The organism is Pseudoxanthomonas sacheonensis, from assembly GCF_010093305.1.
Taxonomy (GTDB): Bacteria; Pseudomonadota; Gammaproteobacteria; order Xanthomonadales; family Xanthomonadaceae; genus Pseudoxanthomonas_A; species Pseudoxanthomonas_A sacheonensis.
The window spans coordinates 64,725-77,387 of the sequence record NZ_PDWS01000002.1; the positions used below are offsets into that span (position 1 = coordinate 64,725).

Genomic DNA, 12,663 nt, shown 5'->3' on the forward strand with positions numbered 1-12,663 from the left:
TGCGATTTGTTATCGCCGCGCTTGCGTCGTGTGAAGAAAAACTAATGAATGAAGACGGCGGGAAACCGCCAGATTGCGTTGTATCGACGGTTACACAATTTCGCGCCAATAACGCAGCCAAAATCGGCTACCGGACAAATCCACTGGAATGCGTTGAAAAACAGCGCTGGGAAAAATGCGCTTCGGAGTTAACAAAAAAGGCCCGGCGTGAATTGCAACCGCCCGTTTTCGAGACGATTTCAGGCGTAGAAACAGGCCCGATTGCGCAACCTCATCCGGGCATCGGCCAGGTCGATTGACCTATGCGCCAGCCTGCCAGCACCGCGGCCAGGCCCAGTGCCACATGCAGGAAAACGGTGAGGCCCAGCAACGCCCAACGTTCCGCGCGCACCAATAGCAGCAGGTCCAATCCGAAGGCGGAAAACGTAGTCAGGCCGCCCATCAGGCCGGTCAGCAGCAGCGCACGCCAGAAATCGGTTTCGCTGCGCTGCAGTATCCAGACCAGCAGCAGGCCTGCGAAGAAGCATCCGACGACGTTCACCGTCAGGGTGGAAATGGAGAATGCATGCTGCGTGGACCTGGGCAGCAGCAGATTCACGCCGTGGCGCAACAGCGCGCCGGCGGCGCCGCCTACCGCCACTGCGACGGCCTGCATCAAAGCCGTGCTCATGTTCCGGAATTCTTGCCGCCGCGCGGCTTGTCGTTGCCGCGCCGCGCTTCGCTGCGCGCTGCACGCAAGCGATCGATCTTTTCTTTCAATTTGATCTCCATGCCCCGCTCCACCGGTTCGTAATACACGCGCTCGCCCATCGCGTCGGGGAAGGCGGTCTGGTCCAGGGCGATGCCGCCTTCGGCGTCGTGATCGTACTGGTAGCCGGTGCCGTAACCCAGCTCCTTCATCAGTTTGGTCGGCGCATTGCGCAGATGCATGGGCACATCCTGGGTGCCGTATTCGCGTACGTCGCGCTTGGCGGCGCCGAAAGCAAGGTAACCGGCATTGGACTTGGCGGTACTGGCCAGGTAGATAACCAACTGCGCCAAGGCAAGTTCGCCTTCGGGACTGCCCAGGCGGTCGTAGGTTTCCCAGGCTTCGATGGCCATCTGCAAAGCGCGCGGATCGGCCAGGCCCACATCCTCCACCGCCATGCGGGTCATGCGCCGCGCCAGATATCCGGGATCGCAGCCCCCATCCAGCATGCGTGTAAGCCAATACAGAGCGCCATCGGGGTTGGAGCTGCGCACCGATTTGTGCAGCGCCGATATCTGGTCGTAGAACTGTTCGCCGCCTTTGTCGAAACGGCGGGTGCGGTCGGCGAGCACCTGCAGCAGGGTCTGCTCGGTGATCTCGCCGCCCTCGCCGAGCGCGAGTTCGGCCGCGATCTCCAGCAGAGTGAGCGCGCGGCGTACATCGCCATCGGCCGCGCCGGCGATTTCGCCCAGGGACTGCTCGGACACCTGGATACCCTGCCCGCCCAGCCCACGCTCCTCATCGGCCAGGGCATGCCGCATCGCTTCCATGATGTCCTCGCGCGACACCGCTTCCATGACGTGCACGCGGCACCGCGAGAGCAGTGCGGAATTCAACTCGAAAGAAGGGTTCTCGGTGGTCGCGCCTACGAAGATGATGGTGCCGCGTTCGATATGCGGCAGGAACGCATCCTGCTGGGCCTTGTTGAAGCGGTGCACTTCGTCGACGAACAGCACCGTGTGCCGTCCCTCGGCGAAACGGTGCGCGGCTTCGGCCAGCACCTGCCGTACTTCGGGCAATCCCGACAACACCGCCGAGATCGCCTTGAATTCGGCATCGGCGTACTTGGCCAGCAGCAGCGCCAGCGTGGTCTTGCCGCAACCCGGCGGACCCCACAGGATCATCGAATGCACATGGCCCGACTCGACCGCACGGCGCAGGGCGCTGCCCGGCGCCAGCAAACGGCGCTGGCCGACCATTTCATCCAGCGTGCGGGGCCGGATGCGCTCGGCCAGCGGACGCATCGCGGTGCGGTCCACGCTGAGCAGGTCGGGTTCGTCGGTCAGTTTGTTCTTCGGCTTCGCCACCGGGACATTCTAGCGGTCAGGGGGTCGCAGGCGATGCGAAGAGCTTCACCTCTCCCCTCGTGGGAGAGGTCGACGCGCTTGCGCGACGGGAGAGGGCGAGCGAAGACAGCAGAGTTGACCCAGTAATGCAGCCGCCGCATTCGATATCGACCGCTATGCCGACCACATTGGCCATGGATTGTTTCTCCGTTTACCCCCCATCCCCGCCCCCGTATCAAGTACGGGGCAGGCTCTTCTCCCACAAGGGGAGAAGGATCAGACGGTCAGATATCGCCGACCACGTCCACGCCCTTGGCCGGGGTGTACTTGAAAGTGGTACCGGCGAACGCCGGGTTGCGCTTCCAACCGCTGAAGCTGATCTTGGTGTTCTGGCCGACGGCATCGAGCACTTCCATCCGGCTCAGCCCGCCCTTGCCGAAGCCCAGACGCGCGGACTGGAAGCTGGCCTCGCCCTCGCTCTTGGGCGTCAGGGTCAGCCATTGCAGGCCGTCGGCGGTACCGGACTCCTTGACGTTGAACTGCTGGTCCAGTTTGGCCGGGTCGATCAGCGCCGACAGCGGGCTGTTCTGTTCCTCGCTGCCCTGTTCGCGCACGGTGACCTGCTGGAGGTCGGGGTCATAGACCCACACCTTCTTGCCGTCGGCGACGATGAGCTGCGGGTACGGCTTGGCGTATTCCCAGCGGAACAGGCGCGGCGCGGACAAGGCCACGCGGCCGCTGGAGGTTTCCTTGAGTTTGCCCTTGGCGTCGTAGACCTGCTGGCTGAACTGTCCGTCCAGGCCCTTGAGGCCCGTGGTGAAGGATTTCAGGTCGTCGCGCGCTCCGGCGCAGGCATTGCCTGCCAGCAGCGCGGCGCCGAGAAAAAAGGTACCGAAGGGAAGCGTGCGGAGGGGCTGTTTCATGAGGATCCCTGGGAAGCGGTATGGAGACAGTGTCGCGAGTTGAAGCTGAACACGCACCGATTTGGCTGGACCATCGATGAATCGCGTCGATTTAACTAGTAGTGGGCTTGTTAACTGGTAGTGGGTTGGAGGAAAACCGTTCGTGGTGAGCCTGTCGAACCACGCTTTTCGCGCAACAGCACGGGTGCGGTAAGCCGGACCTGAAGCACCGCGCCAAGAGCGTGGTTCGACAGGCTCACCATGAACGGAACTTCTTGTTTTTGGGTATCCGAATAAAGCCAGACGGACAGCTCTAGCGCACGGCCTCCTCTGAAACCTGCGCCGTATTCAAATCCCCGTACACGATCTGCGCGCGGAATCCGCGGCGGACGTACTGGTAGAGCTCGCGGAAGGCGGGATAGTCGGCGGGCAGGCACAGCTTGTCGGGCCCATGGATGGCGTTGAGGCTGAGGCGATGCGTAGCGGTCACCACCTGCCCCTCCCGCTTCCAGCTGGCTTCGTACTCGCCGGCCGCATTGCTGAAACGGCTGCTGCGCGGAATGGCGATGAGCGGGACCGTCGCAGGGAATTTCAGCGTATAGGTTTCTTCCCGCAGACTGTCGTTGCAATAGAACGGCGTGGCGTTGGTTTCGCTGGAAGCGGTGGCGTAGATGCCGCGCATCGAATCGGCGCCGGGCGGATCCGGCAGCGTCATGCCGCCGACCACACTGAAATCGACGTAGTCGGTGGCGTCGAACTCGAACGAATAACCGAACGGCTTGCCCAGATCGTCCACGTCGCCTTTCAGTTTCAGGCGTCCCACGCCATTGAAGCCGGAAGCGGACATGATGGAGTCTTCCACCCGCGCCCGGTTCTGCGAGGTGAGTTGCGAGAACATGCCGCGCAAGCCGATTTCGCCCGAAGCGCCGCTGTCCTGCAGCGTGTGTCCGCTGACGTCGCCATTGGCGCTGAAGGTGTAGAAACTGTCGGCGCGGTAAGCGCTCACCGCAGGGCCGTTGGCGGGCGTACGCGAGAGCTTTCCATCCGCTGTGTGCACTACTGGCGCGCCCAGGTCGCTGGCGGGCAGCTGTCCGAAACGCGCGTACGGACTGGTGGAATCCAGATAGAGGTCGAATTCCGGCAGATAGTTGATCGCGTGGTTGAAGCGGCCCAGCACCGCGACCGGCGGCAAGGTCGGGCCGCCGCCCGCGCCGATCAGCACGGGCGTGCTGGCGATGCCTTTGGCGGCCAGCAGCGCTTCCAGGATCACGGTGTGATCCTTGCAGTCGCCGTAACGGTTGGCCAGGATGCTGTCGGCCGAATTCGGCTCCAGGCCGCCATTGCCCAGATAGACGGCGACGTAGCGGATGTTCTTGGCGACCCATTCGTAGATCGCGGCCGCTTGCGCGCGGCGGTCGCCGATGCCTTTGGTGATCTCGTCGGCGCGCGACCGCACGGCCGGGGTGAGCGCGGCCGCCTCGGCGCCTTTGGACTGGTAGGCGCGGCCCATCGCGGAGAAGTCTGGATAGGTGCTGGCCATGATGGTGGGGCCGTATTCCCAGCCCGCGGCGGTCCAGTTCTGGTTCTGCATGGGGGTCTTGCGCTGGTAGGTCCACGACCAATGCGCGGTGTCGCCTTCCACTCTGGGACGGTCGCTGCCCTGCACGTCGCGGGTGTACAGATGCATGGGCAGGCTTTTCGGCGCACTCAGAGTGATCTTGGCGTCGTCGTACTGGGTGAACAGGCTCAGGTTTTCCCACAGGCCGAAATAGCCGGGGAAATACGGGGTGTTCTGGCTCTGCCGGTAGCGGTAGACCACGCGCGTGCCGGGCGAAAGGTTGGGGAATACGATGACCTTGACCTTGCGGTCGGCGTACATCGCGGCCGAGGCGCTGGAATAGCTTTCCTGGGTGTATATCTTGTCGGCAGGCACATCATGGCGCTCGCCGTCGGGCGTCAGCGTGTAAGCCGCCAGCACTTCCAGCGATTCCATCTTCTCGCTGTAGCTCAGCCGCACCTGGCTGAAATTGTCCACGCTGGCCTTGGTCTTGATCAGGATTTCGTATTCGTTGGTTTCCACGCTGGTGGCGTCGGCCTTCACTTCGTAATCGGCACGGTAGCGGACGAAGCTGAAGCTGTTGACGGGCTCCTGTGCCGGCGCGGGCTGCGGTTCCGTCTGCGGTGTTGATTGCCGAGCTTGTGCTGGGACCTGAGCGTACGAGGCGATCGGGAAAAGTGCGGCCAGCAGAAGTAAGGCGACTCGTTGCATTCGGTTCCAATTACACAGCATGAGCAGTATGAGGAAGACAGCTGGTGCAGCCGGCTTTGTTTTTGTAGAGCCGGGCTTGCTCGGCTGCTTCCGACTCATGCCAAGAGCAGCCGAGCAAGCTCGGCTCTACAAGGAAGGAAAGCGAGCCATGATTGACCGGGTTGGCACATGACTCGAAATACTAATCGCGCGGCGGTGGGGCCAGCACGCTGCGATCGCCGTTGTGTTCGGGCGGAGTCACTACGCCTGCCGCTTCCATGGCTTCGACCAGGCGCGCGGCGCGGTTGTAGCCGATCTTCAGCCGGCGCTGCACGCCGGAGATGGAGGCCCGGCGCGTTTCGGTGACGATGCGCACCGCTTCGTCGTAGAGCGGGTCGCTTTCGGCGTCGCCCGATCCCGCCGCGGCTTCGGGCAGGCCGGTGGCTCCGACCACGGTGCCGTCGCCCATGGTCTGTATTTCCTCCAGCACGCCTTCGATATAGTCGGCCTTGCCGGTGGCTTTCAGGTGCTCGACCACGCGGTGCACTTCTTCGTCGCTGACGAAGGCGCCATGGATGCGCTCGGGCATGGCGGTGCCGGGCGGCAGGTAAAGCATGTCGCCCATGCCCAGCAGCGTTTCGGCGCCCGACTGGTCCAGGATGGTGCGCGAATCGATCTTGCTGGAGACCTGGAAAGCGATGCGGGTGGGGATATTGGCCTTGATCAGGCCGGTGATCACGTCCACCGACGGGCGCTGCGTGGCCAGGATCAGGTGCATGCCGGCTGCGCGCGATTTTTGCGCCAGACGCGCGATCAGTTCTTCCACCTTCTTGCCGACGATCATCATCATGTCGGCGAATTCGTCGATGAAGATGACGATGAAAGGCAGCGTTTCCAACGGCATCGGCGCTTCGGACAAATCGGGATTGGGCTTGAACAGCGGATCCATCAATGGCTGCCCGGCATCCTGGGCATCCTTGACCTTCTTGTTGAAACCGCCCAGGTTGCGCACGCCCACCGCGCTCATCAGCTTGTAGCGGCGCTCCATTTCCGCCACGCACCAGCGCAGGCCGTTTGCGGCCTCCTTCATGTCGGTGACCACCGGCGCCAGCAGGTGCGGGATGCCCTGGTAGACGGACAGCTCCAGCATCTTCGGGTCGATCATCAGGATGCGCACGTCCTTGGCGCTGGCCTTGTACAGCAGGCTCAGCACCATGGCGTTCACAGCCACCGACTTGCCCGAACCTGTGGTGCCAGCGACCAGCAAGTGCGGCATGCGCGCCAGATCGGCCACGGTCGGCCGGCCGGCGATATCCTTGCCCAGGGCGATGGTCAGCGGGCTGGGAGACTTGTCGTATTCCTTGGAGCGCAGCAGCTCACTGAGGTAGATCATCTCGCGGCTGGTATTGGGGATTTCCAGACCGATCACCGACTTGCCGGGAATCACGTCCACCACGCGCACGGATTTCACGCTGAGGCCGCGGGCGATGTCCTTGTCCAGCGAATTGACCTGGCTGACCTTCACGCCGGGCGCGGGTTCCATCTCGAAACGCGTGATCACCGGCCCCGGATAGGCGCCGACCACCTGCACGTCGATGCGGAAGTCCTTGAGCTTGAATTCGATCTGGCGCGACAGGGTTTCCAGGGTTTCCTCGGAATACCCCCGGGTCTGCGGCTTGGGATCGTCCAGCAGCGAAAGCGGCGGAATGCCGGAGTCGTCGCCACCGGTACCGTGGAACAACGGGATCTGCTGTTCGCGCTTGGCGCGGTCGCTTTTTTCGATCACCGGCGCTGGCGGCGGCTCGATGTGCACGGGTTCGCGGCGGGCGCGCTGCACGGCATCGACTTTGCGCACTTCCTCGCGCTCCTCGCGCAGCACGCGGGTTTGTTGCCATTCCTGCGCCTGGTGGGTGCCGCGGCGGAATAGCGCCGGTAGCGCCATCACGCCCTTGCCGATGCGCTCCATCACCGCGAACCAGGACAGGCCGGTGGCCAGGGTCACCGAGACCAGGAACAGGGCCAGCAGGAACAGATTGCCGCCCAGACTACCGAACAGGCTGTTGAGCGAACCGCCGACCAGGCGCCCCAGGATGCCGCCGGGGCCCGCAGAGAAATCCGCAGCGGGAACACCACGCATGAACAACAGGCCAGTGGACGAAATAAGGAAGCCGACCATGCCGATAAGACGCAGCGCCGGCCCCAGGTCCGCTTCGCCGTCGCCGTCGGTGTCCATGCCGAACAGCGCGATCCAGGCCACCACGCCGAGCATGATCGGCAGCAGGAAAGCCACATAGCCGCAAAGGTAGAGCAGCATGTCCGCCACCCACGCCCCTACCCGTCCGCCCAGGTTATGAATGGGCGCGGTCAGACTGCCGGATTGCGACCAACTGGGGTCATCGGGCGAGTAGGTGAACAGACTCGCCAGCAAGTACAGCAGTAAAGGCGCGATGGCGATGAGTGCGAGATCGCGCCACAGGCGCTGGCGACGCGGATTGACCGCCGACGCCTGCTTGCGGGCGGCCGAATTGGCGCCCTTGGCTTTGGAAGTTTCCGGAAGCTGCTTTGCCACCTATCGACCAGACCTTAAGAATGCTGCATTAGTCTTTGATAATAAACGAATCAGGAAGGGATTTCAGTAGCAATCCGCCATTGTGATGCGATTACCGGTAACCGAGGATCTCCATGATCCCGTTCGTGGTGAGCCTGTCGAACCACGCTTTCCGCGAAAGGCTCCAGGCGCATCGGTATTCCGCCAAGAGCAATGGTTCGATGCTTCGACAGGCTCAGCACTCACCACGAACGGGTCCCGTGGACTCCCAGGAACCAATACGCATCACCGCATTCCATCCGCGCGCCTTGATTCGCCTTCGCCCCACCGCCACTCTATGCGCTTGCCGAAGCGATGCGAAAACGCAGCCGCATCGCCTTTCCCACCTTCATTTTGAGTATACATGAGCACTTCAAAGCACTGCCGTCTCTTGATCCTGGGTTCCGGCCCCGCCGGTTGGACCGCCGCCGTCTATGCCGCGCGCGCCAACCTCAAGCCGGTCCTGATTACCGGGCTGCAGCAAGGGGGTCAGCTGATGACCACCACCGAAGTGGACAACTGGCCGGGCGACGCCCACGGCCTGATGGGTCCGGACCTGATGACGCGCATGCAGGCCCATGCCGAACGTTTCGACACCGAGGTGATCTTCGACCACATCCACACCGTGGACCTGGCCCAGCGCCCGTTCAAGCTGATCGGCGACAACGGCGAGTACACCGCCGACGCGCTGGTCATCGCCACCGGCGCCACCGCCAAATACCTGGGCCTGGAATCGGAAGAGCACTTCAAGGGCCGCGGCGTTTCCGCCTGCGCCACCTGCGACGGGTTCTTCTACCGCGACCAGGACGTGGTGGTGGTCGGCGGCGGCAATACGGCGGTCGAGGAAGCGCTGTACCTGTCCAATATCGCCCGCAAGGTCTATCTGGTGCACCGCCGCGATACCCTGCGCGCGGAGAAGATCATGCAGGACAAGCTGTTCGCCAAGGTCCAGTCCGGCAAGATCGAACTGGTCTGGCACCACGCCGTGGACGAAGTGCTGGGCAACGAGGCCGGCGTCACCGGCGTGCGGGTCAAGTCGGTGCAGGACGGCAGTACGCGTGAGATCACCGCGCACGGGCTGTTCGTGGCCATCGGCCATACGCCCAACACCAGCCTGTTCGAAGGCCAGTTGGCGATGAAGAACGGCTACATCACCATCCGCACGGGTCTAGATGGCGAAGCCACCGCCACGACCGTGCCGGGCGTGTTCGCTGCCGGCGATGTGGCCGACCAGGTCTACCGCCAGGCCATTACCTCCGCTGGCTTCGGCTGCATGGCCGCGCTGGATGCCGAGCGCTATCTGGACAAGGACGCTTGATGCTGCGGATCAGTACCGACCCGGCGGAACTGGACGTCGCGCTGATCCACGATTTCCTTGCCTGCGGCTCCTACTGGGCTGCCGGCATTCCTCGCACCACATTGGAACGCGCCTTGGCCAACTCCGTTTGCTATGGCGGTTTTGTCGATGGCGCGCAGGTGGCTTTCGCGCGTGCGGTGACCGATCAGGCCACGTTCGCCTATCTGGCCGACGTATTCGTGGTGCCGGAGCAGCGCGGCAAGGGCTATGGGCGCGATATCGTCCGCGCCCTGATGGAAGATTCCCGCCTGCAGGGCCTGCGCCGCTGGCACCTGGTCACGCGCGACATGCACAAGCTCTACCGGGGTCTTGGCTTTACCGAACTGAGCCAGCCGGAGCTGCATATGCAGAAGCACGATCCGGACGTATACCGGCGAGCGGCCAACGAATCGGCATGATCGAGTCGGTATTGCCGTCGGCGGCCTTATCGCAATACCTACTCGTCATTCCCGCGAAGGCGGGAACCCAGTGACTTTGCTCTTTTGCTCGGCACCCGCGAACCCCAACGCCAAGTCGCTGGGTTCCCGCCTTCGCGGGAATGACGCCGGAAAGAAGGCTTGATGCCGAACCTGCGCATTGTTGGCGATCTTGCGGATATTCCTACGGAAGGTTGGGATTCGTTGCACGAGGGCCGCAACCCGTTCGTTTCCCACGCCTTTCTCTCCGGCCTGGAGCAACACGGCTGCCTGCGCGAGGACTGGGGCTGGATTCCACAACACATCACCTTGTGGGAAGGCAGCGAACTGGTTGCCGCCGCCCCTGGCTACTTGAAAACCAACTCGCACGGCGAATTCGTGTTCGACCATGCCTGGGCGCACGCCTATGCGCAGCATGGGCGGGACTATTTCCCTAAATGGCTGGGAGCGGTGCCCTACTCACCCGTCACCGGGCCGCGCCTGCTGGCGCGCACGCAGGCGCACAGGACAGCCCTTCTTGATGCCGCCATGGCGCAGGCTCGCGACAGCCGCTTGTCCTCGGCCCACATCAATTTCCACACGGACGAGGAGGATTCCGCGTTCGGCCCTGACTGGCTGGCCCGCACCGACGTGCAATACCACTGGCGCAACGAAGCGGGCTGGAAGGATTTCGACGGTTTCCTTGCCGCCTTCGACCACAAGCACCGCAAGAACATCCGCCAGGAACGCGCCAAGGTGCAGCGCGCCGGCATCGATTTCCGCATCGTGCACGGCGACGAGGCCAGCGACGAGGATCTGGCGACCATGTTCGCCTTCTACCTGCTGACGTTCCACGATTATGGAAACTCTCCCGCGCTGACCCTGGAATTCATACGCCATTTGGCCCGCGCAATGCCTCGCAACCTGGTGTTGTTTCTGGCCGAGCGCGAAAGCCGCCCGATAGCAGGAGCGATGTGCCTGCGCGGCGGCGACACGCTGTACGGCCGTTATTGGGGCGCCAGCGAAACCTCGCCCGGGCTGCATTTCGAAACCTGCTACTACCAGGGCATCGAATACTGCCTGCGCGAAGGACTGAAGGTCTTCGAGCCCGGCGCCCAGGGCGAGCACAAGCTGGCGCGCGGCTTTCTGCCTACTTTCGTGCGCAGCCGGCACTGGATCGCCGATGCGGATTTCGCCGACGCGCTGAAGCACTGGTGCGCCGAGGAAACCCGCTCGGTGCAGCGCTATGCCGCCACGCTGGCCTCCCATTCGCCTTTCCGCCACATGTAGGAGCGGGCCCTGCCCGCGACGCTTTATGTTGGTCCTCAAAATAGAGCGTCGCGGGCAGGGCCCGCTCCTACAATGGAAGGATGAGCCGCCCCCCCGCCTTGCTTGCTCCTGATCCGGCCTCGCCCTTCCCTCCGGCTGAGGCCGCGCTGCGCCAGCCCGATGGTCTGTTGGCCATCGGCGGAGATCTTTCTCCTGCACGCCTGCTCAACGCCTACCGCCACGGCATCTTCCCCTGGTATTCCGAAGGCCAGCCGGTGTTGTGGTGGACGCCGGATCCGCGCATGGTGTTCCGTACGGATGGCGTCAGGCTGTCCTCGCGTTTCCGACGGCAGCTGCGCCGAAGCACGTGGCAGGTACGCGCCGACACCGCGTTCGCCAAGGTGGTCGCCGCTTGCGCCAGCACGCCGCGACCGGGCCAGGACGGTACCTGGATCACCGATGACATGCAGGCTGCTTACCTGGAGTTGCACCGGCTGGGACATGCGCATTCGGTCGAGGTCTTCGACGTTGACGATTCGGGCGAGGAGCGCCTGGTCGGCGGCATTTACGGCGTGGCGATCGGCCGGATGTTCTTCGGCGAAAGTATGTATAGCGGCGAATCCGGCGGGTCCAAGGTCGCACTGGCCACGCTGGCGCTGCGCTTGCGCGACTGGGGGTGGCCGCTGATCGATGCCCAGGTGGAAAATCCGCACCTGTCCCGCCTGGGGGCCGAAAGCTGGCCCCGGTCCCGGTTCCTGGCCAAGGTGGACCAACTGGCCGGGATCCCGGAGCCTCCGGGCGATTGGACCCAGCGCTTCGGCGTGGTCCAGGCCGCCGCACTGGCCGAAGTCAGCGCCGATTAACACATTTTTTGCATGCGCGGCGGCCGGCGCGTAGAATCCCCGCTCTTACGGCTTACGCCGCTCGCTACACCTACAGGTTTACATGTCGAAAGACGACTCAATCGAATTCGAAGGCACCGTCACCGAGACGCTGCCCAACACCATGTTCCGGGTCAAGCTGGAGAACGGGCACGAAATCATCGCCCACATCTCCGGCCGCATGCGCAAGAACTACATCCGCATCCTCACCGGCGACAAGGTAAAGGTCGAAATGACCCCCTACGATCTGACCAAGGGCCGGATCACCTACCGCATGAAATAAGCCGGTACGGCCGTAGCGGTAGGAGCGACGCAAGTCGCGACCGGACCTTTTCCCGTAGGCCATTCCTTCGAAAGCGCCTCAATCGCGACTTGCGTCGCTCCTACATCGTTCCTACATCGCTCCTGCGGCATTGCGGCCGCTGTCCGACTTTGCAGAGTTTGGCTTTATCACGTGCGGTTGGTCACTGACACTTCAAGCAGATTCGAGCCGGCTCAAGCTTGCCTAACCTGAGCTCGGCCCACTTCCGGGCCGTCATCCTGGTCAGGCTCAGATGTTCAAGTTCAAATCGACATTGATTCTCGTGGCCCTTTTGGGTTTCGCGACCACGGCCCACGCTCGGCAGGAAAGCGAAAAGTTGGCGGATTGCGTCGACCTGCCCGCCGATTACCAGGCCACGCGTTTCGGTTCCCAATACCTGCTGGTCAAAGACGGCGACAATTACTATCGGCTTGGGTTCGGCGGCAGTTGCAGCGCCATTTCCCTGTCCTCAAGCGTCAAGATCAGCACTGAAGGCCAGGCCAATCGCCTGTGTCCGAAGGCAACAAAAATTTCGACCAAGCGCGACAGCTGCGATGTGCGCGAAGTGATGCGTGTGGACGAGCACGAATACCAGCAATACGCCCGCAAGAATCGATGATGGCCGAATAAATCTGGCGTTCCGGACAAAAAAAAGGCGGCCGATCGGCCGCCTTTTCCATCCATAACCG

The 12,663-nt window shown here is 63.1% G+C and carries 12 protein-coding genes; 7 read left to right on the top strand and 5 right to left on the bottom strand.

The window, feature by feature from the left end:
* Positions 1–44 precede the first annotated feature (44 nt).
* Complete coding sequence (locus tag CSC73_RS02265; RefSeq protein ID WP_163838843.1) at positions 45–299, top strand: hypothetical protein; 255 nt, start codon at positions 45–47, stop codon at positions 297–299.
* Here CSC73_RS02265 and CSC73_RS02270 read toward each other — a convergent pair.
* The 5 genes from CSC73_RS02270 to CSC73_RS02290 all read right to left on the bottom strand — a co-directional run bounded on the left by CSC73_RS02270 (position 272) and on the right by CSC73_RS02290 (position 7,753).
* Entirely contained in the window at positions 272–670 is a 399-nt protein-coding gene (locus CSC73_RS02270; protein ID WP_163838844.1) for a fluoride efflux transporter FluC, read from the bottom strand. The two genes, CSC73_RS02265 and CSC73_RS02270, sit on opposite strands and share 28 nt — an antisense overlap.
* Positions 667–1,992 carry a replication-associated recombination protein A gene (locus tag CSC73_RS02275; protein ID WP_211840799.1) on the bottom strand — a complete coding sequence of 442 codons (1,326 nt, stop codon included), beginning with the start codon at positions 1,990–1,992 and terminating at the stop codon, positions 667–669. The genes CSC73_RS02270 and CSC73_RS02275 overlap by 4 nt, the downstream gene beginning before the upstream one ends.
* Before the next feature lie 326 nt (positions 1,993–2,318).
* On the bottom strand, positions 2,319–2,957 hold the full coding sequence (gene lolA / locus CSC73_RS02280) for an outer membrane lipoprotein periplasmic chaperone LolA (protein ID WP_163838846.1): 639 nt from the start codon (positions 2,955–2,957) through the stop codon (positions 2,319–2,321).
* A gap of 292 nt (positions 2,958–3,249) precedes the next feature.
* Positions 3,250–5,205 (bottom strand): DUF3857 domain-containing protein, encoded by a 1,956-nt coding sequence (locus tag CSC73_RS02285; RefSeq protein WP_163838847.1) that lies wholly within the window; start codon positions 5,203–5,205, stop codon positions 3,250–3,252.
* A gap of 181 nt (positions 5,206–5,386) precedes the next feature.
* Positions 5,387–7,753 carry a DNA translocase FtsK gene (locus CSC73_RS02290; RefSeq protein ID WP_163838848.1) on the bottom strand — a complete coding sequence of 789 codons (2,367 nt, stop codon included), beginning with the start codon at positions 7,751–7,753 and terminating at the stop codon, positions 5,387–5,389.
* A gap of 382 nt (positions 7,754–8,135) precedes the next feature.
* Here CSC73_RS02290 and trxB point away from each other — a divergent pair, with 382 nt between their 5' ends.
* From trxB to CSC73_RS02320, 6 genes are all read left to right on the top strand, one after another.
* Entirely contained in the window at positions 8,136–9,089 is a 954-nt protein-coding gene (gene trxB, locus CSC73_RS02295; protein ID WP_163838849.1) for a thioredoxin-disulfide reductase, read from the top strand.
* Entirely contained in the window at positions 9,089–9,526 is a 438-nt protein-coding gene (locus tag CSC73_RS02300) for a GNAT family N-acetyltransferase (protein WP_163838850.1), read from the top strand. The genes trxB and CSC73_RS02300 overlap by 1 nt, the downstream gene beginning before the upstream one ends.
* 162 nt (positions 9,527–9,688) lie before the next feature.
* On the top strand, positions 9,689–10,813 hold the full coding sequence (locus CSC73_RS02305) for a GNAT family N-acetyltransferase (protein ID WP_163838851.1): 1,125 nt from the start codon (positions 9,689–9,691) through the stop codon (positions 10,811–10,813).
* An 80-nt stretch (positions 10,814–10,893) separates the two neighbouring features.
* Positions 10,894–11,655 carry a leucyl/phenylalanyl-tRNA--protein transferase gene (aat, locus tag CSC73_RS02310; protein WP_163838852.1) on the top strand — a complete coding sequence of 254 codons (762 nt, stop codon included), beginning with the start codon at positions 10,894–10,896 and terminating at the stop codon, positions 11,653–11,655.
* 82 nt (positions 11,656–11,737) lie between these two features.
* Positions 11,738–11,956, top strand: a complete 219-nt coding sequence (gene infA / locus CSC73_RS02315) for a translation initiation factor IF-1 (protein ID WP_079726088.1) — start codon at positions 11,738–11,740, stop codon at positions 11,954–11,956.
* Positions 11,957–12,311: 355 nt separating this feature from the next.
* The gene (locus CSC73_RS02320; RefSeq protein WP_163838853.1) at positions 12,312–12,593 is read left to right on the top strand and encodes a hypothetical protein; all 282 of its coding nucleotides are present in this window, start codon (positions 12,312–12,314) and stop codon (positions 12,591–12,593) included.
* The last annotated feature ends 70 nt before the right edge of the window (positions 12,594–12,663 follow it).